The organism is Methylomonas sp. MED-D (assembly GCF_050276835.1).
GTDB lineage: Bacteria > Pseudomonadota > Gammaproteobacteria > Methylococcales > Methylomonadaceae > Methylomonas > Methylomonas koyamae_A.
On the sequence record NZ_CP189965.1, the window covers coordinates 3,732,052 to 3,754,549 of the forward strand.

The window sequence follows — 22,498 nt, forward strand, 5'->3', positions numbered from 1 at the left end:
GTGCATTACTAAATTAAAGTCCGGCATGCCCCGAGGTAAACCGGACCGCTTACTCGTGGTCGCCCACCCGCGCATCGGGCAACCCACGGAACTCAGGTTTGCCGGCTCTTTTCTTTTGATACGAGGTTGATGTACCCATGACGGTTTCCAAACCCACTACACCGCTAAACGATCAGCTTCTCGGCAGTACCGGAGGCTTCGATCTGGATGCGGCGATCGAACACATAGCCCATTGGCTGCCTACACAAGGCCCGCTAAAAGATTTTATCCACCACAATACGCTGCACGCGGTGCAGGACAAGCCCTTCCATGAAGGCGTGGCGATTGCCGCTCGCATCTTTGGCGCCCGCAGCTATTTGCCGTTAGCCGATTATCAAAGCCGCTACCGGCAAGGCCGTATTCGCGACGATGCGATCGACTGGGCCTTGGCGCACTGCGATTGCCCGGAGGCCGAACGCGCCGCGCTACGCGAACGCCTGTTCGAAGACGACAAGCACAGTCACTATCCGCCGATTTCGCTCGCTAACCACGGCATACGCGCGCATTGGATGACGGCTCTGGAAGTCGATTTGAACGCGTTGGCCCATCCGGTGGTATTCCGCCTGCTGGGCAATTTTCTCGACCAAGGTATCAGCCGCTGGACCTTGGCCAAGGACGGCGAAAGCTTCTGGGATTGCGTGCTGCGCTTGACGCAAAACAGTTTGCTGCCGCTCTATCCTTTTCATATCGCCGAAGTGCGCGAATTGTTAAATCAAGGGCCTGACGGCGTCATCGCTCATTGCCTCGAACGCATGGTCGGCGCGGAGTCCTGGTACGAACAATATCTGTTGGAGTTGCTGCTCTCTCACCCCGGTTGGGCCGGCATGGTCAGGTTGATCGAGCTCAATCCGCAAGCCTTGCTGGCTAAACGGACGATTTCGTTGAAGCAGTTGATCGCTTTCGAAATGGCCTGCGAGCTGGCATTTCTGACCAAAAAACGCGGCAAGCAGTTTAGCAACATCGCCAAGCTACCCCAGTTGGACACCTTACCGCGCTTCGAACACCAGCTTGCCGATTTGGCGATCCCGTTGCGTTTACGGGTCTGGCACGAAGCGATGGAATGGTCCATGCACAGCGAGTTGCTGGCCGCATTGGTCAACCAGCCGGTAACGCGAGCAACTCCAAATACGACCAAAGTCAGCCCGACCGCCCAGGCCCTGTTTTGCATCGACGACCGAGAATGCTCGCTGCGTCGGCATCTGGAAGAAATCGATCCAAGCATCGAAACTTTCGGCGCCGCCGGTTTTTTCGGCATCGACTTCTTATATCAGGGTTTGGACGACGTTTACCCGGTCGCCCAATGCCCGGCCGTCATCACCCCCAAGCATTTGATACGCGAGGAAGCCCCCCATCAACACCGGAAAAAAACCAAAACCAAAACCAAAAATCTGGCCGGCATGCATTTCTCGGCGCATTCGATGTTTCGGGGCTGGCTATTTACCCAAACCATCGGCTTGGGATACGCGATTCGTTTGGCCTGGAACGTGTTTCGTCCCGGCGCCGGCGTTCCCAAGGTCCAACAACTCAGCGAAGTCGAAGCCCACTCGCATCTGCACCTATTGCGAGAAAACGACGAGCCGACCGAGGAAGGTTATTTGCTGGGTTTCTCGTTTGCGGAGATGGCCGACCGAGTCGGCGGTTTACTGCGTAACATTGGCCTGACCCAGGGGTTCGCGCCATTGGTAGTCATCGTGGCTCACGGCTCCAGCAGCGTCAACAACCCGCACTTCGCCGCCTACGATTGCGGCGCCTGCTCCGGCAAGCCGGGCGCGCCGAATGCCCGCGCCTTTGCCTGGATGGCCAACCATTCGTCGGTACGCGACATTCTGCGCGAACGGGGCATCTCGATTCCGGACGACACCTATTTCGTCGCCGCACTGCACAACACCAGCCGGGACGAAATCAGCTACTTCGATCCGAACGCCTACCGGCACCGCGATCTAAGCAAACTGCATACGTTCAAGCATGCGATGCAACATGCCTTGCTCAGAAACGCCCGCGAACGCTGCCGTTGGTTCGAATTGGGACCGCAATCGCATTCCAATAAGGAGGCCCACCGCCACGTGGTAGCGCGCGCCTCGTCGATTTTCGAGCCGCGTCCGGAATACAACCATTCCAACAATCTTTACTGCGTGGTCGGCCGCCGAGAACTGAGCCGCCAATTATTTTTGGATCGCCGTTCATTTTTGCATTCCTACGTGCCGGACAGTGACCCGCAAGGGGAAATCCTGGCCAAAATCCTTGGCGCCATCATTCCGGTGTGCGGCGGCATCAACCTCGAATACCTATTTTCCCGCGTCGACAATTCGGTCTATGGCGCCGGCACCAAACTACCGCACAACGTGATCGGCCTGCTGGGCGTCGCCAATGGCGTCGAGGGCGACTTGCGTACCGGACTGCCGCAGCAAATGATCGAAGTTCACGAACCGGCCCGACTGCTGATGGTGATCGAGCAGCGCCGGGACATCGTCGATCAAGCCCTGGCCTTAATCGGCGATCTGAAGGAATGGCTGGACAACGAGTGGATACGCTTTGCCTGCCAAGATCCGCTCAGCCACGAACTGTTTTATTACTCGGCGCGGGGCTGGGAAGCCGTACGCCTACCGGCGTCGTTACAGCCGCCCGCCGCGCCGCATTCCGAACGGATTATCGTCGGTAAAACCGAAACGATACCGGTCCATCAATTGCTTGGGAGACCCGCATGAATGGCTTGATACTCGCCAGCCTGTTTTTACCGATGCTCGGCTTTTTGCTGATTCTGGCATCGGCGCCGAACGAACACCGCATCGCCAGAATCAGCCTTTGGACCGCGCGTCTGATGGGCTCGTGCGTTTTGACCCTGTTGGCGACATGGTCCGCTTACGGCTTCCCGAACCACGAATTCATTTGGTTCGATCTGTACGCTCGCGGCGACTACCACTTCCCGATACTGTTCTATTTGGACGTGGTCGGTGCGACCTATCTGTTCTGCGCCTGGGCGATATTCGCGATCATCGTCCGCTATTGCCGGGTCTACCTGCACCGCGAATCCGGCTATAAGCGCTTTTTCCTGACCATCTTCGGCTTTAGCTTCGGTTTAAATCTGGTGATTTTGTCGGGCTCGATCGATATGTTGTTCGCCGGCTGGGAAATTGTCGGCGTTTGTTCGTTTCTGCTGATCGCCTTTTATCGACATCGGCCGCAACCGGTCCGTAATGCGTTGCGCGCCTACACCATCTACCGGTTTTGCGACGTCGGTCTGTTGCTGGGCGCCTGGATGAGCCATTTGCTGTTTCACGAGAGCCAACACTTCAGCGAGCTGGCCAACTTGTTCGATCACGCGGCCATGCCGCCGGCCGGCTATGCCTCGTTGCTGTTTTTGTCGTGGTTGATTGTGATCGCCGCTTCCGGCAAATCGGCGCAGTTTCCGTTTTGTTTTTGGTTGCCGCGGGCGATGGAAGGTCCGACCCCATCCAGCGCGATATTTTACGGTGCCTTGTCCATCCATTTGGGCGTGTTTTTGCTACTGCGGACGATGCCGATCTGGAGCTACCATTATTTGAGTCGTCTGGTCGTGTTGGCGATCGGCTTGCTGACCATCGTCGTCGCCAGCTTGTCGGAGAAAACCCAATCCAACATCAAGGGTCAGATCGCCTATGCATCGATTACCCAGGTTGGCTTCATGTTCGTCGAACTGGCATTCGGTTTGGAACCTCTGGTTTTGATGCATTTTCTCGGTAACGCCTTCTTGCGCTGCTACCAATTGCTGGTCTCGCCGTCCATCGTCGCTCACCTGTTAAGGGTCGAGGGATCGGTGGATACCGACTTCGTCATCAAACCCAGCGCGATGCGCGACCGTTTGCCCTACTCGATTCGCGACACCCTGCCGGGTGTGCTGCAAAACACCTTGTACGTGTTCGCGTTGCAGGAAGGCAATCTGGAGCGGCTGGTGAGAATGAGTTTGTGGGACCCGTTGAAGGCCATCGGCAGTCGAGCGAACGCCGTGCGGCCGGCGATTAAATACTTGGTGCTATTTTCGGTACTGGCGCTGATTCCGGTGTCGAAACTGCAACAATCCGTCGATCCGGCGTATTTGTCCATGCCGGTCTCACTGGCCATGGTATTGGCGACACTGGGCGCATTCAGTCAAAACCGCAATCCGCTGCGGGTTTGGCACGCAATTGCGCTAAGCTGCCTACTGGCCGGCGCGGCGGTGTGGATGATGACGCCGGAGGCCGCCCCCGATGTCCTGCTGTTTGCCAGCGGCATTGTACCGTCCTGGCTGCTCGGCATTTTCGTCCTGAAACGCCTGCTGCGCGACGAAGATTTCGCGGCGATGCCGTTCCGGTATCGGGCGTTGGCCGAAACCCAACCCGGCTGGTCCTTGCTGCTGTTTTTGAGCTTTTTGGGCTTGGTCGGTTTTCCAATCACGCCGGCCTTTTTGGGCGAAGACCTGTTACTCGCGCACGCCACCAATCAACATCCCTGGTTCGCGTTACCGATCACGATCGCCTTCGTCGTCAACGGCATCGCCGCCGCCCGCGTTTTCGTCAGATTATGCATGGGCCGGCCCGCCGAGGTTAGACCGTTGGAAACTTGATCCGACAGTGTGGCCGAAGCCATGGGAAACGCTACAGTGTGGCGGCCAGCGCCGGATAGAGCTGAAACAGCGTGAACAGACAAGCACCGCACACCAGCAAGGCCAGTAGGCTGAGCTTGGCGAGTCGCCGCCACAGTCCGTTGGAAACCTTGCCGGCCAGCAACACGCCGGTACTGAACACCCCGCCCATGACCGCGGCGGGCAGCCCCCAAATGCCGAGGTAAGCGGGCAAGGCCAGCAATAACACCGCTTGCACGCCGCTGCCCGACAATTCGCACAACAACGGCGTGCGGGTATCGGCGCCCGCGTAAAAATAGCGGGCCAGCAAGGCGTTCCAACTGCCGAATACAATGGACAGCGCAAACAAGGCCAGCAATAACGGCAACGGCCCTTGACTCAAGCCGGCCGGCAATAATTTGGCTACCAATAGCGGCGAGATCAACATCAGTCCGGCCACCGGCAACAAGGTCAGCCGGGTGCAAATCGACAAGCCTCGCTGCATCAGACGTAAACGGCTCTGTTCACCTTCGCCGCTCATTTTGCCGAGCAGCACTTGGTTCAAACCCATTAACGCAATCAGCGGAATATTGACCAATTTACGCGCCAGATTGACCAGCGTCACCGAGCCTTCGCCGAGCAAGGACGCAGTCAGCCGCTCTAACAACGCCAAACCTTGGCTGGCGCCGCTACTGAGCAACAAGGGCCAAAGCTGGCGCCAAACCTGAGCAAACTCGCCTTTCGCGCCTGCCAACCAAGGCCGCCAGCCGAATCCCCAGGCGGAGGGAAACAATACCAGCGCCATCAGCGCACTGCCGACCAGAAAACTCTGCGCCAACCAAATTTCATCGGCCTGTTTACCGGCCCACCCCAAGTACACCACCGGCGGCAAATTGAACAACAGAGAACCCAAGCCCGACAGTAGAAAACGGCCGGCGGCTTGCAGCGGCACCGTCAACACCGCCTGCGTCAGAAAACCGGGAATCGTGAAAGCCAGCCAGATTAAAACCTCGGTGCCGCGTTCGCGGTCCGCCGCCGCCAAACCGGGACCGATCCAGCCGATCAATAGCGGAGCGGCCGCCGCGATCGCCAGCGCCAGGCCAAGGCCGGCCGCCAGCCAATGGGCGATTTGGCCGCTCAACCAACGCGGCTGAATCTGAGTATCCGCGCGTTGCCACAACGGCAACATTGCCGCCGACAATAGGCCGCCGGCGAGCATGACCCGAATCGCCTCCGGCAAAAACATCGCCACCAGAAAGGCATCGGTCTTGGCGCCCGCGCCCCAATCGGCGATCAATAGCCACTCCCGACCGAAGCCGGCAACCAGGCCGGCCAGCGTGGCCAGCGTCAATAACAGCGTGGATCCCAGCATTTAGTAGAACAGGCAGAACAGCCCCTTGCCGCCGACCTTATAGGTGAGATCGTGAGGCCGTTCGCCCATCGGTTTGGCCCCCATACCGCCGACGATCTTATACGGTGCGATTTCCTTGCTGACCACGGTGTTGGCGGTCACGACCGCGCCCTTGCCGATCTTGGCACCGTGCCCAACCAAAGCTCCGGTAGCGATCCAGACGTAGTCTTCGATGTAAATCGGCGCCGATACCGACCAAAATTCCGGTGCTTCCAAATCGTGGGTGCCGGCAATGATCTTGGCGTGCGAAGCCACCGCAACGTGATTACCAATGATCAAACCGGCGCGGGCATCGATCTGGCAATGCCAAGCAATGCAGGTATCGTCGCCGATCACCAAGTTTTCGACGCCGATAATTTCGGTATTCCGCCAAATCGACGATCCCTTACCGATCTTGGCGCCCCCCAGCCTCAGCCAAGCGATGCGTAGATGGTGACTGGGAATCTTGTTGATCAAAATGTTGTACCACTGCTCCCAGGCCCGCAGCCAACGGTCCTTTAACGTCGGCCAATTGATGCCGTAGGCCGGCACGAAGGTGGTCGGAATTTCATCGCGCAATAAGGCGTAAAACCGCCGCGCCAGCGGTTGCTCGATCCGCATTTCAATGTTGACCGAGCAAATCGACACCCGCGGACGGTCAGCGTCGCCTTCCTCGAAAGCAACGTCGTTAGCCAACATCCACTCATAGGCCACGAGTAACTCGCCGGCGTCGACCGCCAGTTTTTCGGCGTAGTCCACCAGACGATCGCGAACGGCGTTGGAATGGTAAATGCGGTGTTTCATTGCGTATCTCTCCTGTTTTGCCCGGTAAATAACAAAGGATCGCCCTCAATCGCCAAGCGCCGCGCCGAATGCAGGCCGAGGGCCATGATCATCCAGAACAGAGCGACTAAAACCATCGTAAAACTGTAATAGTGATCGAACAGACCGGTCAGCAAGGCCGACAGCAAGCCCGCGCTGCTGCCGATCCAAACCGCCCGTTCGCGGTTCAACAGATTCAGCCAACCGCGGGGTTTGATCTCTCGCCACCAGGCCACCGTTACCGCGATAAACAGCAACATGCCGGGAATGCCGGTTTTATAAATAAAATTGAGCCACAGATTGGAAATGCCGAGTAAACCGGTATTCGGCGGCGGCGGATCGGTTTTGAAGCCGATGCCCAACGGATAGCGGGCCATCGCATCCGGAAAACGCCGGTACTCGTCCATCCGAATTTCGGTGCTGGCGTTGGTGGACGAAAAGGTGGTCGACAAACGCTCTTGCAGCGGCGGATAAAACAACACCAAGCCGACGACCAATACCGTCGCAGTGCCGATAATTCGCCCGGCGCCCGGCACTCGCAGCCAAGTCAGCCACAACAAGACTAGCGCCAGACTGACAATGGCACCTCGGGACATGCTGAACAACAAACCGGCCGCGCCCATCAGCGCCACCGTCCAACCCAGCAGGCTACGCCAACCGTTTTGAAAACGGGCATAGAAATAGGCCAACGGCAAAAATAACACCAGTACGCCACCGGTCAGATTCGGATGCACCCAAGGCGAAGCCATCCGGCTGAAATTGGCCGAGAAAATGTCCTTGACCGCCTCGGGATGTGCGTATTTGAGTTTTTCCAACACCGGAATGAAAGTATTGGCGTTGCGATCCTTCAAAAAATAAAAAATCGACAATGTCAGCATCGCCAGCGTCCCCAGCAGCAAGGCCACCAACAGTTTGTCGCGCTTGCGATCGTCGTCGATCAACATCGGCACCAACAACAACGTCGAAACGTTCATCAGCCAACGTATCCAGTTGACCAGTCCGCTACCCTCGGCCTGGATGGTCAGTTGCCCGACCGCGAACGGAATCGTCGTAAACAGCATCAGCCAAATCAGCTGCCGCTCGGTGCTGCCGACTACCCAGCGGCAGCGGCGTATCGTCAATTGCCAGAAAACGCCGAGCCAAGTCAGCGCCAGCAAGGCTTCGGACACCGTGATCCGTATTCCCAACTGAACCGTCGTATAAGGAATCAAGGTGGCGAAGAACGCAAACAGCAACAGGCCCAGCAGCGGACGACGCATGACGGCAATCGTCATCGCCAGCGCCACCAACGCCAAAACGGTTTTCGCCGGATCCAACAGCGTCAGCAAGCCACCAAACAGCAAGCCCAACGCGACGGCCAGGAATTTGCCCTGTACGGCCATCAGTGGTTGGCGTTGATCAGGTCGTCAACCAAGGCCCAAACCCGCCGGGTGTATTCGGGCATGGCGTAGCGGGCCGCCCATTGCCTCGCGCTATCGGTGTCGCGACTAGGCGCGTCGCCGGCCAAACCCCGCATCATAATTTGCAGGGCCTCGCCGTCCAACGGCGAAAACCTCGGCGCGGACGGCGGCGCCACTTCATCCAGCGCGGAACCGATCGCGACAGCCACCGGCGTGCCATGGCCCAATGCTTCGACGACAGGCAAGCCGAAACCCTCCGCCAGCGACGGCTGCCAAAGGCGATCGGCGTGCGCATAAAGCGCCCCCAATTGGCTATCGCTCAAACCGCTTATAATCATCAAACCAGGCAAATCGCGCTGGTCGGCCGGTATATCCTGGGGATGACCGACCAACACCAATTCCGGGATTACCGCATCGCTACTCCTAGCCAGCCGCCAATTTTCGATGAACCAAGGGATGTTTTTTCGCGGCTCGCGCGTCCCAACCACCAGCCAATACCGATCGGGCACACCATCCGGCGGGGCATCGGCGGCATTCGCCGATGCCGGCACGGCATTCGGCAATACGGAAATACGCCGCGCCTGTTTGGGAAACAATCTCGCAACTTCGCCGGCGGTAAAAGCGGAAGGCGACCAGATTACATCGGCCAGTCGCACTGAATGAGCAATCCCTACACGGTCTATCCACCGGTAAACCAGCGCTCTAACGCGGCTCGCATGATAGTTTTGCATCGTCAATTGAAACACGTCGTGCAACAGTAACGCGTAGAGGGTCCCCGCCACGCGTTTGACCGGCAAGCCGGTGTTCGCGGTCGCGACATACAAATCTAAACACTGAGCTTCGACAGCTTTCGGTAAGAATGCCCATTCGAACTTGAGGCGCTCTCGCGGCCGGTGCAAACCTTCGGCTGGGCTAGGCTCATCGGGACACAGCAACCGTTGCCGCAACGGGTGGTCGGCCGGAGCCGGACTAAAGCGGAAGACTTCGGCTCCGCCGTCGATCAAGGCTTGCTCCAAGGCCAACACCTGTCTGGCGATGCCGGAATACGGAGCCGCCACCACCGGACGATAATCAATTCCTACGCGCATCGGTCATTTTCCGGTAAACGGATTCCAATTGATCGGCGGCAACTCGCCAGTCATGATGATTAGCGGCATAAAGCCGCCCTGCCTTCCCCATGTCGCCGGCCCGATCCGGATCGCGCAAACTGTCGATCAAGGCTGTCGCGAGACCGTCGGCATCGTCGCCGCGCGCATACTCCACATCGGCTTGCAAGCTCAATCCGGACACACCCTGGCTGGTACTGACCAACGGCAAACCCGCCGCCAGCGCCTCCAGCACCTTGAGTTTGGACCCGCCGCCTTCGCGCAACGCGGCCAGAAACACCGCCGAGCGCCCTTGCTCCAAGGTCAAATCGTTAACGAAACCGCACCATTCCACGCGGGGGTCCGGCCATTGTCCAGCCCATTTCTCGGGCATCGCGTAACCGCAGACCGCAAGCTTCGCCTCCGGCATGCGCGCCCAAACCTTGGGCATGATGTCATTCAGACACCATTCCACCGCATCGCGGTTAGGCGGATACTCGAAATTGCCGACAAATAAGATACGCTGGCTAGTCAAATCCGGGACGACGCTAGCGAACCCTCGAGTATCGACGCCGTTAATCACCACGTCCACGTCGCGCCCGGCAATTCTACCCAACTCGGCGGCATCACTCTCGGTGACCGCGATCAAACGGGCCGGCGACTTCAATGCCGACTTCTCCCAACGCCGGTAGCGCCATTGATCGTAAACCACGAAAGGCCAAATCCATTTGGGCAAATGCTGATAGGTTGCCGCACCGAGCGAGGACTCGACGTTGTGCTCGGTCAATACGAAATCTTGCCGACGATCCCGCAAGGAGTGCAAATAGGGTTGCAGTGCGTAACTGTGTTCAATCTGGACGACATCCCAAGGCTCTTTCAGCAATTGCGAGAACTGATGCTCCAATGCCGGTGCCAGTCCGTTAACGCTGGTTAGCAACGGATAAGGAGCGAATGCGGCGGCCGCCAGCGAGTAGGGATGCTTCAACGGTCGCCTGGGCAACACGATCAATCTTTCGACGACCGATTCCAACTGCTCCCGAGCCGATTCCGACAAGGTCTCCTTGCTTTGCACCAACAAGGTAATCCGATGGCCGCGCTCACTCAGGCTACGCAGTAAATGGTACTGGCGCACCTTCCCGCCGCTGGTGGTCGGCCACGGCAGATACGGTAAGGTCCACAATATTTTCAGTGCTGGCATCGTTGAATTTGCTGAGGCGATCATGGACTAAAGGTCGCAGCGATTAGCGCCACTCCAAAATTTGTAACTGCTGGGCTACCGGCACGGACACTTTGCCGCCATTCACGGTTAATGCTTTCGAGGTCTGCTTGAGCGGTTGATGCAAGATCGCCGACTGGATATTCGCCAACTCCATCGTGCCGGCATTCTTCGCCCAAAACATCAACAACTGCGTGCCGTCCGGTTTCATCCAACTGACGCTGAACGTTGCCAAGTCCTTGGGCAAACTGCTGACTTTCGGCATGGTCCCCGGATTAAGACGCGGTCCGGTAATGGCCAGAAATTTGGCTAATGCGGTATAGGCCGGCTTGGGATTGCCGTTCAGGTCCAGTAGACCATAATAGCGATCCCGGTAACTGGCGCGCTCGTCCAGGTCGGACAGCGCAAACAAAAATACTCGATCGAAATCGACGGCGCTGATCAACGCCAAACGCCGCAATAGATAGTCGGCTTGGCCATCCACGCCGATCAAGTCCTGCTCTTCCTTAGGACCGTCATAGCTTGACCATCCCCATTCGGTGGCCCAAATCCCAAGCGGGCTGGTAGCGCGTAAACGGGCATTCAGAGTTTTGGTGCGGACGACAAAATCCGCAACGCTCGGGTCGTCCCCTTCCGGGGACAAACTGTAAGGGTGATAAGCGACTATCGATCCTCGCCACGGCGAACCGATCTTCTGAGCCAACTCTTCCAACATCAAACCGCTGCGCAACGGCATTTGACTGTAATACGCCATGCCGGCCATCACCACCGTCTTGTCCGCAGCGCCGCCGCGCAGAGCCTGGTAAGATGCGTTGAACAATTTGCCGTAGTCGTCCGGACTGGCCAAGGGTTGCCAGAACGCCGGCAAATTCGGCTCGTTCCAGACTTGCCAGGCATTGACTACAGGATACCGTTTGGCCAGGGTCACCATCCGATCCGCAAAGACATTGACATCCTTGGGCGGATACTGATCGGACTGCCCGAACGGTAAAATAGAGCTACTGGCGAACGGTGCCGAACCAACCAGATAAACAACCGATTTAACCTGCTGTTGTTGCAACGCATCGGCAACGCCGTCCAAGGGTTCCCACACAAATTTTTTCTCTTCCGGCTCCAGGCGATCCCAATGTACATCGATCCTGACCCATTCCAGCCCGAGCGCCTTCAGTTGACTCAACTGTTGGCTGTATTGCGCCTCATTGAACCATAGCAGGTGGGCATTAACACCCAGGAAATCCTTCCAGACTAATGGCTTGGGCGGAATCAAATACAGGTCCGCGGCCCTTGGCTGGTTAAACGCCATTCCCGCAAACAAGAAGACCAAGCCGATTAAACGCCAAAATTTGCTAATCATGACTTTTCCCCGAAACTGATTTAAACATCGCGCTGAAGGCAGACGCGATCCGCGGCCAAGCCCGAGCTTGGCCCATTGCCGTCGCCGAGCGGCTCCACGCGCCAATCGTTTCCGGCTGATCCAATAATTTGACCAATTCGGTCGCCAACGCCACACTGTCGCCTTGCGGAAACACGGCACCGTTGCCATGGGAAACTTCTTCGACGAATGCGCGGGCATCGGAGCTGATCACCCCCCGACCGCAAGCGTTGGCCCAGGACAAAGCGCCGCTGGTGCCCAACATGCGCCCCAAAAAGGCGAGTTTTTTCGACTCCTTATAAGGCAGCACCAACACATGATGCGCCTGGATGATATGGGGAATCTCGGCAGCCGGCACATCCAACTGCCAATGAACATGGCTTTCCGCCAAGCCCGCTTCCGTCAATTGGCGTTGCAGCCCGGCAATGTAGGAATTATCGTCGCCGAATGCGATGTCTGGCGCGGTTCCGCCAGCCAAGGTCAAACTCAATTTCTGCTGGGCTTCCGGTCGTTGCCGAAACAGTAAGGCAATCGCATCGATCAAGTCCTCGATCCCTTTGCCTTTATAAATAAAACCGAAATACAACAGCTTTAACGGCCCGTCCGGTGGCGCTATCGGTGGAGCTTGCTCGTCGATCGTAAAGTTGCCGTGCGCTATCGTCGTCACCGCGCCGCTGGCGAGCTTCATCCGCTGCTCCAAACAACGCGCTCCAGTTTCGGTCAAGGTGACAATTCCCGACAAACGCCGCGCCAAGCGCCGCTCCCTCGCTAACGTCAACGGATCGGCTAGCAATACCAAGGCTTGATAAACGGCGCGCGGTAGTCGGGCCGCCATCGCCAACGGCCCCGGCAAACTGGCGGGCTTCCAGATTAAGCGCTCGGGATCGTGCACGGTGGCGGTTAACGCCACCGTCGGAGCATGCGCGGCTAGCCATTCCAATGCCAGAAACTCTCGTATCCGTCCTCCGCCCAACTCAGCATGCACCACGTCATAAACCGCCCAATCGATTGCCGCCATGTACCGGGCCACGCTTTCCGGCGTACCTGCGATAGCCATCCCGGAAAAAGGCACGTCGACAGTGACGCCCTGCCCTTCAAGCGCATTTTTGAACGCGGCCGCGTAATCGGCAATGCCGGTTTGCTCGGGAGGCAATGGCGAAATCAGAGCTATGCGCATCAGATTGCTCGCTTCAAATTTTCGAACCGAGCCAATAAGCTGGCCGGAACCTCATAACTGCGACGATTGACGATCACGCCGTCCACCTTTTGGAACGCGGTTCTCAGGATCGACAACGCATTTTCGATGACGGGCACCGTTGATTGGCCAGCTTGAACGACCAGCAGAATCAAATTGGCATTCCTAAGCATCAGAAATGCCGCTCTGTTGCTGGACAGGGCCGATGCTTCAATCAACACGACTTCGCCGGGTTTCGCGACATCCGATTCGTTTACGGCGATTCGGGCGCCGATTTTGCGGTCAGCCAATACCTGCAGAAACGCATGGGCGATAAAACTGACGCCTTCGCCATGCCTAGCCGAGGCTATGCCTATCGTCAATCCTTCGTTCGCAAGTCTGTCCCTGGGTAGCAAACTATAAAAGCGGTAAATGGCGGCGTCGAAAATCGCGGTTTGGCTATCTTCCGCACGCTGATCCGGTATCGAGCACCAAGTCGGTACGCCGAACGCGGTTTCGATCGAACTGCCGTCATGGATGCGCTGGTCGAGCAGATAGCTCAGATAAATCACCAGAAAACCAACCGCGATACCGGCCGGAAACGCCGCCAGCAGTATCGTCAAACTTTTGGGAAACACTCTGGCCGGACTAAACGTAGCCTCCTCAATGACCGCTATGTTGCTGATCCGGCTTTTATCCAATTCTCGGTCGATTCGGGCTTTTTCCAGACTGCTTAAATACAAGGCATGGCTCTTTTCGGCCTCTGCCAAGGTGCGTTCCAATCGGGAAATTTCCGGTTCCATGGTCAAGATGCGTTGGTAGTCGCCTTTCAGTTCGGCCAGTTCGTTGTCGTATGCGGCAATCCGCGCGGCAAGCTCGTGGACCCGCGTACTGCTTTGCAAGGAATTCCGTTGCAATGTCGTAAACAACTCGTTGGGCGCGCGATTTTCCATATTCTGGATGGAATGGTTTTCCAAATCGATTTGAGCCTTCAGCGAATCGATGGCCGCATCCAGATCGTTGATTTGCGGAGCGTCAGACTTATAAACTTTCAGCGCCTCTACCCGATCAACCTGCATTTGATTCAGTTTGATCAACAAATCCTGACGAACCGGGTTCAAACTCAATTCCCGCAGAGTGGTGACTTCCTTAGGCAAGCCCATCGCCAATTGATTGGCGCTGGTTACGCCTTTTTGCAGGCCGGATTGTTCCGCGATGGCTTCAGACCGTTCGGCATTCAACTTGTTTAAGCGGTTACTAATGGCTTCCAACTTTTCCTTGGAGCTGATACCGTCGATGCTCATCAGCAATGTCGCCAACGTATTTTTATCTTCGGCGATCTGTCTTGCCAATTTCCGGCTCTCGGATTCGTAAAATTCGTAAAGACTCTTGTCCCCGAGCGCTCGCGCGCGCTCTTCTTGATAAAACTCAATCCACTTGGAAACCACCTGCTGGGCTATGTAAGGGTCGTCCCAGGTAAAACCCACTTCCATCACGTTCGAACCGGCGGCGTGAGTGACCTCGAAGGCTTTCTCCAATTTTCCGACCAATCGATCGACTGGCGTTTGGTCTTCGGACAAACCCACCGAGACCAAGCCACTTCGCAGTTTGTCCAATACCCAACCGGCGGCTTCCTTCATATGATGCTTGAGGGTTTTCCAGAATCCCTGTGGCGCTTGACCTTCCATCTGGGTCAAATAATATTCCGCGACCTTACGTATGATGGGCCGGCCGGTCAGCATTTTTTCTTCGTCGACCACCGGATCGCGCTGCGTGCTGGGCGCCACCAAGGTTTGCCGGTCTCCAAACTCGATCGGTAAAATACTGGTTTCACGGCCCGGCTTGACCAATAACCGCGCTTCGGACTCGAATCGGGACGGCAATAAAAACGCGCCGAGAACGGCCACGCTAACCGTAACGACGACAGCCAGCCGAAATTCGTTGTAAAAAATGAAAAATAGCCGTGCGATGTCTCTAAATGAGCGGATCTCAATCATGGCGTCAGAAATTAATTTCCATTGGAATTGTTAACGGCGTTTGTCGTGTTGTTGTTGGCCGGCGTCCAACTGTAGCTGGCGCCCAACCCGATGGATTTGGTGAAGGGCAGTAACTGATTCATGTACAAATCCACGACTTCGATGGCATTGCCCAACGCGGATTTGGGCACGAACACAATGTCGCCGCGTTTTAACATCAACGGACGACGCTGGGCCTGAATTTCCAAAAGCTGACCGAAATCGGTAAAGTACGCTTTGTATCGATTCGTTGCGTCGAGCCGCAACAATGCGACGTGACTAGCATCGGCCGTAGAAAGTAGTCCGCCGGCACCGACAATGGCTTGGTCGAGGCTGGTTGGCGTCGTAATGTCGATCGATACCGAATTCTGCACCGCCCCACCGACTTGTACCCGGTTTCCCGGCGCGCTCATGATGTTCACGGTAACCTTGGGATAACGATAAATTTTGGCAAGCCTGCTGGAAATATCGTCGGCAATTTGTTCCGGAGTACGGCCAACGGCTACTATGGTACCGGCGTCCAGATAGGAAAATCCACCGTCCGGGCGGACTTGGAAGCGGGTATTTTCTTCAGGCTCGACCTTTGGTGCGATGTCGCGGACGATTTGCAACACGTCTCCGGCCATGACGTGGGTTTCCGATTCGGGTAAATCTCTGATATCAGCCACTTGCAATTCCATGGCATCCAAAGCTATTTCTTCGGGCAGTGGTATTTGGCTGGGTGAACTACAAGCAGTCAAACCCATACCGCTTAGGCAAAGCGCAAGGAGTAAGGTTTTCGGAAATAGTGGGATCAACAACTGCTCGAATGCCTTCTCGCCCACACAGATCGAAGTCCGCCGCCTCGATCCGCCAATGCCGGCTAAGGTCGGTCGGCTGGCGTCCAACCAGGCGATTTGGATGGAACGGTATCGGTTTCCGTGAATTGTGCTCATTTTAAAATTCGCGGCCTATTGGATGTAGCCGTAACTGAAGTAACTCAGCCCGAGGCCGACGGACTTGCTAAACGGAATCAATTGTCTGAAATACAAATCCACCACTTCTATCGCGTTGCCCAAATCGGATTTCGGTGCGAACACGACGTCGCCGCGCTGCAACAATAAACGCCGTTGCCTGGAGGGGTCGTCCAGCAACCGAGCGTAGTCAATAAAGTAAACTTGGTAAAGATTGTCCTCGCCTATCCTGAGCAATGCGACGTGTTCACCATCCGCCGCCGCTTGCAATCCGCCGGCGTCCAGTATTGCTTGTTCCAAACTCGTGGGCGCGCTGACGTCAATATTGGTGGGTTTGGCGACGGCCCCACCGACAAACACCCGATTGCCCGACCCGTTAGCAATGTTGACCGCCACCAATGGATAACGATAAATTCCGCTTAGTTTTTCGGTAATTTCGTTGGCAACCTGCTCGGGGGTTCGGCCCACCGCTTGGACTAAACCCACATTCGGATAAGCAAACTTACCGTCCGGACGCACGAGGAACATCGTTGGTTCGCTTTTTGAAATCGGCGTTGGAGACTGCCTGAGGACACGTAGGGTGTCCCCGCTTACGATCCTGGTAACCGGAACCGGCAATTCACTAAGATCGATCCTTCGCAAATCCCGTTCCGCCATTGCTTCCTCATCAGGTAAACCGACTTTAGCAGGCGAACCGCAAGCAACCAATCCCAGAGTTAGAAGATATGCAAGAACCGGAAAATGCCGCCGTACCCGTCCGTAGCGGTTTTCAAAAGTCATGATAGATCCAGAGACTCCCAATAACGAGGAAACATGCTGATGCGCCGCTTAAGGGCCAGCGGCAAGGCCTTGTGTATCCAACCTAGCCGATACCCCAACAATTTTAGCGCGGAACGCAAAATGCATTCGGGTATTCGCCAAGTTTGTCCCAACTGAATGATGTGCTTAACTTCTGAAATGACAAAACGCCGCCCTTCCCCGCGTGCTCTGCCGAATTGGCGTTCAATCCAGTCTTCCTGCCCGTAAAACACGCCGATATCGAAATAACGCCGAAATTCTTGCCAAAGAGAATAACTGTGCGAATGAACAACGAGAGCGTCGGCTTCATAACGGACGCTCCAGCCCGCCAGCAGCATTTTAGCGGCAACATAGGCGTCTTCGCTACCGATCACGTCGATCGGAAATCCGCCGACCGCCTCAAGGGCCGTGCGTCTGTACGCCGCGAACGAGTCGGAGCTGAAACAAGTCTTGAGACCTAAGCTGGCGGAATCGGAAAGTACCTTGGTTCGGCTCCGCGAGGGGTAGTTAAAATAACGGGCGTGCGCTTCGTGAATATCGGCTTCCGGGCGCGGCAACTGCCGCCCGTATGCCACGCCGACATTGACATCCAACAACACCGCATCGCGCAACTTACGCAAACTTTCCGTATCGGCCAAGATCGCGTCCTGCGTCATAAAGATCAGTATGTCGGCGGACACCTGCTGGCTGGCCCAACGCCGAGTCCCGCCATGATTAAATGTTCCCGGCGGAATCGTTTCAACCCTGGCTCCCGCCGCCACAAAACGTTGAACGGTGTCGTCCGTCGAGTGGCTATCTATAACCAACCATTCATCGGGTTGTAACGACTGATTCGCCAGCGCCGGCAACAGCCGATCCAAGTGCTGACTGGCATTCCAAACGGGAACGATGACTGCAGTTTGTACCAAATCAGTATTCATCTGCTAACTCCTACGGTCTTAGGTAACATAAGGTTTCGACGGTGTTAGGCGGCCTTAAATTGAGCCCGAAATTGCTCTAATGCCGGCATCTCCCGCCAGCCTCACCCTGAACACGAGTTAACAGTCTAACTAGGTATTCAAACGAAGCCGCGACTTTTAACTATGTTATTTAACTGAATCACACAATACCGCCTTGGTAATTTCTTTAGCAAAAACAAAGCCACCTATAAAAGTTCTCCAGGCTTGAACGAACAATCCCGGCTGCACTGCTTCCAAAACCACGGGTTACCGAGCGCTTGAAGTGAATATCGTAGACAGGAGGAACGCAATGCGGCGCGAGATGTCTGACCGTCAAAAGTCGCGTATTAAACGATTGGCATTTAAAATGTCCGGACACAAACAATCACCACAGGAGCACACATGCACCAACTTGTAGCACCCCTCATCGTTGCCGCGCTAACAATGTGGATCACCAACACTTCCGCAACGGAAACCATAACCGTACCAGACAAGGTCCGGACCAATGTTCTGAAACGGCACCCACAAGCCGAGGAATTAAAAGCCACCGGCAATGAAATCCATTTCAAAAACCAATTGCTTGCCATCAGCTATAAAACTGCGGAAGGCGACACTAAAATGGAGCTGTTTCGTAACAATGGCGCCCTGTTCACGAATAAGATGGCATTAGAGGCGCCCAGCGAAGGCCTCCCGCCTGAGTTGAAAAAGGCACTGACCGAGCAATTTCCGGGAGGCCAGATTAAAAAGGCCGAACTCATCGTCAATCCTAACGGCATCGGCGAGGAATACGAAATTCATGTCGATGTCGGCGGAACTCTCTGGCACGTTGCTGGTACCGATAACGGTGAAATCACAGAAAAAATTAAGGATTGAGTGAGTTGCCGCTAACCGAAATCCTTACCGGTATTTGGGAGATGGAAAGTGCCTATCCCTCATCCGCGGCGCCACTAGCCCCGCCTCCCACCAGAGTCGAGGCGGCAGGACTTGCACCGGGTTTTGACCACTTTTGGATAAACGGCTATTGGGATTGGGTTGGTACCGGGTATATTTGGCGCCCCGAATATTGACAAGCCCCACGAGCTGGTTTCGAGTGGCAACCCCATCGCCGGGAACCTGCGGGGCCGCGTTGGCAAGGCCGCGCCGGGCATTGGCGGCAACGCTAAAGACCCACCCCAGCCGAGCGTCCTCCTACATTTAACAGGTGCAATTGATGAAATTTCGAACCTTACTGACGCTGTCGTTCGTTGTCGTCGGCTTTGCCTTTCATCAAATCGGCTGGACTCATGGCAGAGGCGGCTGGCATCCGCACGGCCATTCCAGTTTTGGGTTTTACTTTGGCGGCCCCGTGTACCCCTTCCCCTATTACCGTTACCCCGACCCTTACTATTATCCACCAGCAATTATCTCTGTCCCACAGACACCACCCGTATATATCGAGCGCTCACAACCCTATGCGCCCCAGTATCCGGCAGGTTACTGGTACTATTGCCACAACCCGGAAGGCTATTATCCTTATATCAAGGAATGCCCCGGAGGCTGGCAACAGGTGGAACCGACACCACCTCGCTGAGGACGACCGCAATGTACCGTTCCCCACAACACATACTAGCCTGCAAGCAGGACGGCAGAAACAGCACCGGTCAACTTGCGGCCCATATGCGAAATAACGAAAACCGTCATCCCGAATCGAATTTGCAGACCATGGCTAAGATTTGCCCGATACTCGTGATGCTTACCTTTAGCGGTTGTGTCAACCTACCTACGATTCCGAGTGTAATGGCTCTACCAGGCACCAGCCTATCATTCGAACAGTTCCGCGACGATGATGCAGATTGTCGCCAATACGCTTACATTCAAATCGGTGGGACCACGGCAACTCAAGCCGCAACCGAAAGCGGCGCAGCCAGTGCCGCGATCGGTACGGCCGTGGGCGCGGCGGCCGGCGCGGCGATAGCTGGAGGCGGCGGCGCGGCGATAGGTGCCGGGACGGGCTTGGCAGTCGGGAGCATAGTTGGAAGCACGACCGCCGAACAATCGATATACGCAACACAACATTACTATGATATGGCCTATATCCAATGCATGTATGCCAAAGGACATAGAGTCCCAGTCTCTGGCGAATTCCGTGACAACTTCGGCCAACCTCCCATCACGCGGGCCGTCAATATTCCACCCCCGCCACCTGGATCGCCGCCGCCTCCGCCCACTCGCTGAACGATAGCTTTCGGCACTAGGGTTCCGGGCTGATTCGACTTCATAAATCCTTTTCCAATTGAATATGAGCGAACACACAGAGCTGGCGCTATCTCTGTTCCCTGATTTTACAGGCGATGATCGCCTCCGTATTGCCGACGCACTCAACCTGGTCGACGAATTGGGCATGGCAACTCCCGCTGACGCCTTGCCTCCACGCCCGAAAGGTATCGATGTCGCGGCGATTCTGACTTCAGTACATATCGATCTTGAAACCATTCTGGCGGCGGTTCTCAGCGATTCTCGCCTTACCGGCCTATTGAGTGATACCAAGTTGCGCCGACGCTTCGGCGACGTCGTTGCAGACTTGGTTAAAGACGTGCATTGGCTGAATAACGTCAGCATATACAGCCCGGACATGGCGAACGAGCCGAATCAGACCGAAACGCTGCGCCGCATGCTGTTGGCAATGACCCACGACGTCAGGGCGGTATTAATCAAGCTGGCCTATCGCATTCAACGCCTGCGCAACTTATTCCGCGAACAAACGGAAATCCGCCATTTCATCTCGCGGGAATCCCTGGACATCTACGCACCACTCGCCAATCGTTTAGGCATTAGCCAATTCAAGTGGGAGCTCGAAGATCTGGCATTTCGTTATTTGGAACCGGAACAATATCGTGCAATTACCGAATCTCTCGCGAGCAAGCGCGAGGAACGCGAGGCCTGCATCGAAGCGTTTCTGGCAATGTTGCGCCAGACATTGGACCGGGAGGGAATCGCCGCAAAAATTTACGGGCGACCAAAACATATCTACAGTATCTGGCACAAAATGCGCCGCAAGCAGTTGGCCGTCGACGATCTTTACGATTTGCTGGCGGTCCGCGTCATCGTGGACACTTTACCCAGCTGTTATACCGTACTGGGTGTGGCACACAGCCACTGGCGCCACATTCCCAAGGAGTTTGACGATTACATCGCCAACCCAAAAGAAAACGGCTATCAATCACTACATACCGTGGTTTTGGACGAAGCCGGCAATCGGATCGAAATTCAAATCCGTACCCAAGCCATGCACGAATTCGCCGAACTAGGGGTTGCCGCGCATTGGCGTTACAAGGAAGGCAGCAAATTTAACGCAGCCACCGAGAAGAACATTGCATCACTTCGTCAGTTGCTGGAAGACAAAGACAACGGCAATCTCCTGGAAACTTTTCATACGGAATTGTTTTCCGACCGAGTGTTTGTTTTAACGCCAGCCGGTAAATTGATTGACTTGATAAAGGGCGCGACACCACTGGATTTTGCTTATGCGATTCATACCGAAGTGGGTCACGGCTGTCGTGGCGCCAAGATCAACGGTCAAATCAAACCGCTGACCTATAAGTTACAATCCGGCGAACAGGTCGAAATCATCACAGTCAAAAACGGCAACCCTAACCACAATTGGCTAAATCCCAACCTTGGCTATCTGAAAACGCCGAGGGCAATCAGCAAGGTGAAGAGTTGGTTCAGATACCAACAACAAGCGGCGAATATCGCATCTGGAAAACAGACTCTGGAAAAGGAAAGCAAACGACTGGGCATTAAAACGATCGATATCGACGAATTGATTAAGCACTTCAAGATGCAGGACACCGAGCATCTATACGAAGCACTCGGGCGCGGCGATATCAACAACAGGCAATTGGCCGGCGCATTGAAAATTCCTGAGTTGGAACCAATGCCGATAAAGCTTGCATCAGCCCAAAGTGCTCCACAAGCTGCGGTGATCATTGAAGACATCGACAATGTCGTCACCACGCTGGCCCAATGCTGCTCGCCAGTGAAAGGCGATGAAATCGTCGGCTATATTTCCCATAAACGCGGAATCACGGTTCATCGAAGCGATTGCGAAAACATTCGCCACTTGACGCCGGAACAACAATTGCATGTGATTAAAGCGGATTGGAGTGGTCACCACAAGGTTCGCCATAACGTGCCAATCCTGATTCACGCTTATAACGCGCCAAATTTGCTGGGTGACGTTTCGCAAATATTGACTGCTTCGAAAGCCCACATCAGTAACGCATCGTTGAAGACTCACGATGATTTGTCGGCAATTCTGCAAATGTCGATTCAGATCGAAAATACCGCGCAACTGAGTTCTATATTGGCTCGAATCAGTCATCTGCCCAACATTGTCGAAGTCAAACGCAAGGTTTGAAGTACTGAAACCCTTAAACGTCTTATCGTTAGCCACAGCACCTCTCACCGTGCTAACATAGGCGTTTTAATTTAAGGGCTTTTACTATGGCGAAAGAAGATCAAATCGAAATGGAAGGTAAGGTCATCGATACTCTACCGAATACGATGTTTCGAGTCGAGCTGGAAAACGGACACATCGTTACCGCACACATTTCCGGCAAGATGCGCAAGCACTATATTCGGATCCTAACCGGCGATAAAGTTCGTGTTGAGATGACTCCGTACGACCTGACTAAGGGGCGCATCACGTTCCGCAATCGCTAACCCGTTAGGGTCAGCG

18 protein-coding genes are annotated in these 22,498 nt (G+C 55.5%); 6 read left to right on the forward strand and 12 right to left on the reverse strand.

All coding sequences use genetic code 11. The annotated features are described in order from the left end of the window. Positions 1 to 137 precede the first annotated feature (137 nt). Both ACQE3E_RS16710 and ACQE3E_RS16715 read left to right on the forward strand, forming a co-directional pair. Entirely contained in the window at positions 138 to 2,744 is a 2,607-nt protein-coding gene (locus ACQE3E_RS16710; protein WP_071160943.1) for a YbcC family protein, read from the forward strand. After that, on the forward strand, positions 2,741 to 4,618 hold the full coding sequence (locus ACQE3E_RS16715) for a proton-conducting transporter membrane subunit (protein WP_313729674.1): 1,878 nt from the start codon (positions 2,741 to 2,743) through the stop codon (positions 4,616 to 4,618). Before ACQE3E_RS16710 ends, ACQE3E_RS16715 begins: the two co-directional genes overlap by 4 nt. 31 nt (positions 4,619 to 4,649) lie before the next feature. On the opposite strand, the gene ACQE3E_RS16720 is transcribed toward ACQE3E_RS16715, so the two are convergent. From ACQE3E_RS16720 to ACQE3E_RS16770, 11 genes are all read right to left on the reverse strand, one after another. After that, a complete protein-coding gene (locus ACQE3E_RS16720) occupies positions 4,650 to 5,987 on the reverse strand; it encodes a lipid II flippase MurJ (RefSeq protein ID WP_313729673.1) in 1,338 nt (445 codons plus the stop codon). Next, complete coding sequence (locus ACQE3E_RS16725) at positions 5,988 to 6,809, reverse strand: acyltransferase (RefSeq protein ID WP_281020981.1); 822 nt, start codon at positions 6,807 to 6,809, stop codon at positions 5,988 to 5,990. It abuts the gene before it with no gap. Continuing rightward, entirely contained in the window at positions 6,806 to 8,209 is a 1,404-nt protein-coding gene (locus tag ACQE3E_RS16730) for an O-antigen ligase family protein (RefSeq protein ID WP_313729672.1), read from the reverse strand. Before ACQE3E_RS16730 ends, ACQE3E_RS16725 begins: the two co-directional genes overlap by 4 nt. Next, positions 8,209 to 9,315, reverse strand: coding sequence for a glycosyltransferase family 4 protein (locus tag ACQE3E_RS16735; protein ID WP_313729671.1), 1,107 nt, complete (start codon positions 9,313 to 9,315; stop codon positions 8,209 to 8,211). The genes ACQE3E_RS16730 and ACQE3E_RS16735 overlap by 1 nt, the downstream gene beginning before the upstream one ends. Then, a complete protein-coding gene (locus ACQE3E_RS16740) occupies positions 9,299 to 10,510 on the reverse strand; it encodes a glycosyltransferase family 4 protein (RefSeq protein WP_313729670.1) in 1,212 nt (403 codons plus the stop codon). The genes ACQE3E_RS16735 and ACQE3E_RS16740 overlap by 17 nt, the downstream gene beginning before the upstream one ends. Positions 10,511 to 10,553: 43 nt before the next feature. Beyond that, positions 10,554 to 11,882 (reverse strand): cellulase family glycosylhydrolase, encoded by a 1,329-nt coding sequence (locus tag ACQE3E_RS16745; protein WP_313729669.1) that lies wholly within the window; start codon positions 11,880 to 11,882, stop codon positions 10,554 to 10,556. Continuing rightward, positions 11,875 to 13,077 carry a glycosyltransferase gene (locus ACQE3E_RS16750; RefSeq protein WP_313729668.1) on the reverse strand — a complete coding sequence of 401 codons (1,203 nt, stop codon included), beginning with the start codon at positions 13,075 to 13,077 and terminating at the stop codon, positions 11,875 to 11,877. The genes ACQE3E_RS16745 and ACQE3E_RS16750 overlap by 8 nt, the downstream gene beginning before the upstream one ends. Next, positions 13,077 to 15,071 (reverse strand): GumC family protein, encoded by a 1,995-nt coding sequence (locus ACQE3E_RS16755; protein WP_064027088.1) that lies wholly within the window; start codon positions 15,069 to 15,071, stop codon positions 13,077 to 13,079. The genes ACQE3E_RS16750 and ACQE3E_RS16755 overlap by 1 nt, the downstream gene beginning before the upstream one ends. An 11-nt stretch (positions 15,072 to 15,082) precedes the next feature. Beyond that, on the reverse strand, positions 15,083 to 15,757 hold the full coding sequence (locus ACQE3E_RS16760; protein WP_427500861.1) for a polysaccharide biosynthesis/export family protein: 675 nt from the start codon (positions 15,755 to 15,757) through the stop codon (positions 15,083 to 15,085). A gap of 282 nt (positions 15,758 to 16,039) precedes the next feature. Next, a complete protein-coding gene (locus ACQE3E_RS16765) occupies positions 16,040 to 16,822 on the reverse strand; it encodes a polysaccharide biosynthesis/export family protein (protein WP_427500862.1) in 783 nt (260 codons plus the stop codon). Beyond that, entirely contained in the window at positions 16,819 to 17,760 is a 942-nt protein-coding gene (locus ACQE3E_RS16770) for a glycosyltransferase family 2 protein (RefSeq protein WP_313729667.1), read from the reverse strand. The genes ACQE3E_RS16765 and ACQE3E_RS16770 overlap by 4 nt, the downstream gene beginning before the upstream one ends. 420 nt (positions 17,761 to 18,180) lie before the next feature. On the opposite strand from ACQE3E_RS16770, the gene ACQE3E_RS16775 reads away from it, so the two are divergent. Together ACQE3E_RS16775 and ACQE3E_RS16780 are read left to right on the forward strand one after the other, a co-directional pair. Beyond that, positions 18,181 to 18,651: a hypothetical protein gene (locus tag ACQE3E_RS16775; protein ID WP_157197808.1), complete on the forward strand. Its 471-nt coding sequence runs from the start codon at positions 18,181 to 18,183 to the stop codon at positions 18,649 to 18,651. 337 nt (positions 18,652 to 18,988) lie between these two features. Beyond that, a complete protein-coding gene (locus tag ACQE3E_RS16780) occupies positions 18,989 to 19,348 on the forward strand; it encodes a hypothetical protein (RefSeq protein ID WP_083386230.1) in 360 nt (119 codons plus the stop codon). Between the two features lie 230 nt (positions 19,349 to 19,578). Here ACQE3E_RS16780 and ACQE3E_RS16785 read toward each other — a convergent pair whose 3' ends face one another. After that, positions 19,579 to 19,878, reverse strand: coding sequence for a hypothetical protein (locus ACQE3E_RS16785; protein WP_175463788.1), 300 nt, complete (start codon positions 19,876 to 19,878; stop codon positions 19,579 to 19,581). A gap of 178 nt (positions 19,879 to 20,056) precedes the next feature. Here ACQE3E_RS16785 and ACQE3E_RS16790 point away from each other — a divergent pair, with 178 nt between their 5' ends. Beyond that, the gene (locus tag ACQE3E_RS16790) at positions 20,057 to 22,177 is read left to right on the forward strand and encodes a RelA/SpoT family protein (RefSeq protein WP_313729666.1); all 2,121 of its coding nucleotides are present in this window, start codon (positions 20,057 to 20,059) and stop codon (positions 22,175 to 22,177) included. An 86-nt stretch (positions 22,178 to 22,263) separates the two neighbouring features. After that, positions 22,264 to 22,482: a translation initiation factor IF-1 gene (gene infA, locus ACQE3E_RS16795; protein WP_064025941.1), complete on the forward strand. Its 219-nt coding sequence runs from the start codon at positions 22,264 to 22,266 to the stop codon at positions 22,480 to 22,482. Positions 22,483 to 22,498: the final 16 nt, after the last annotated feature.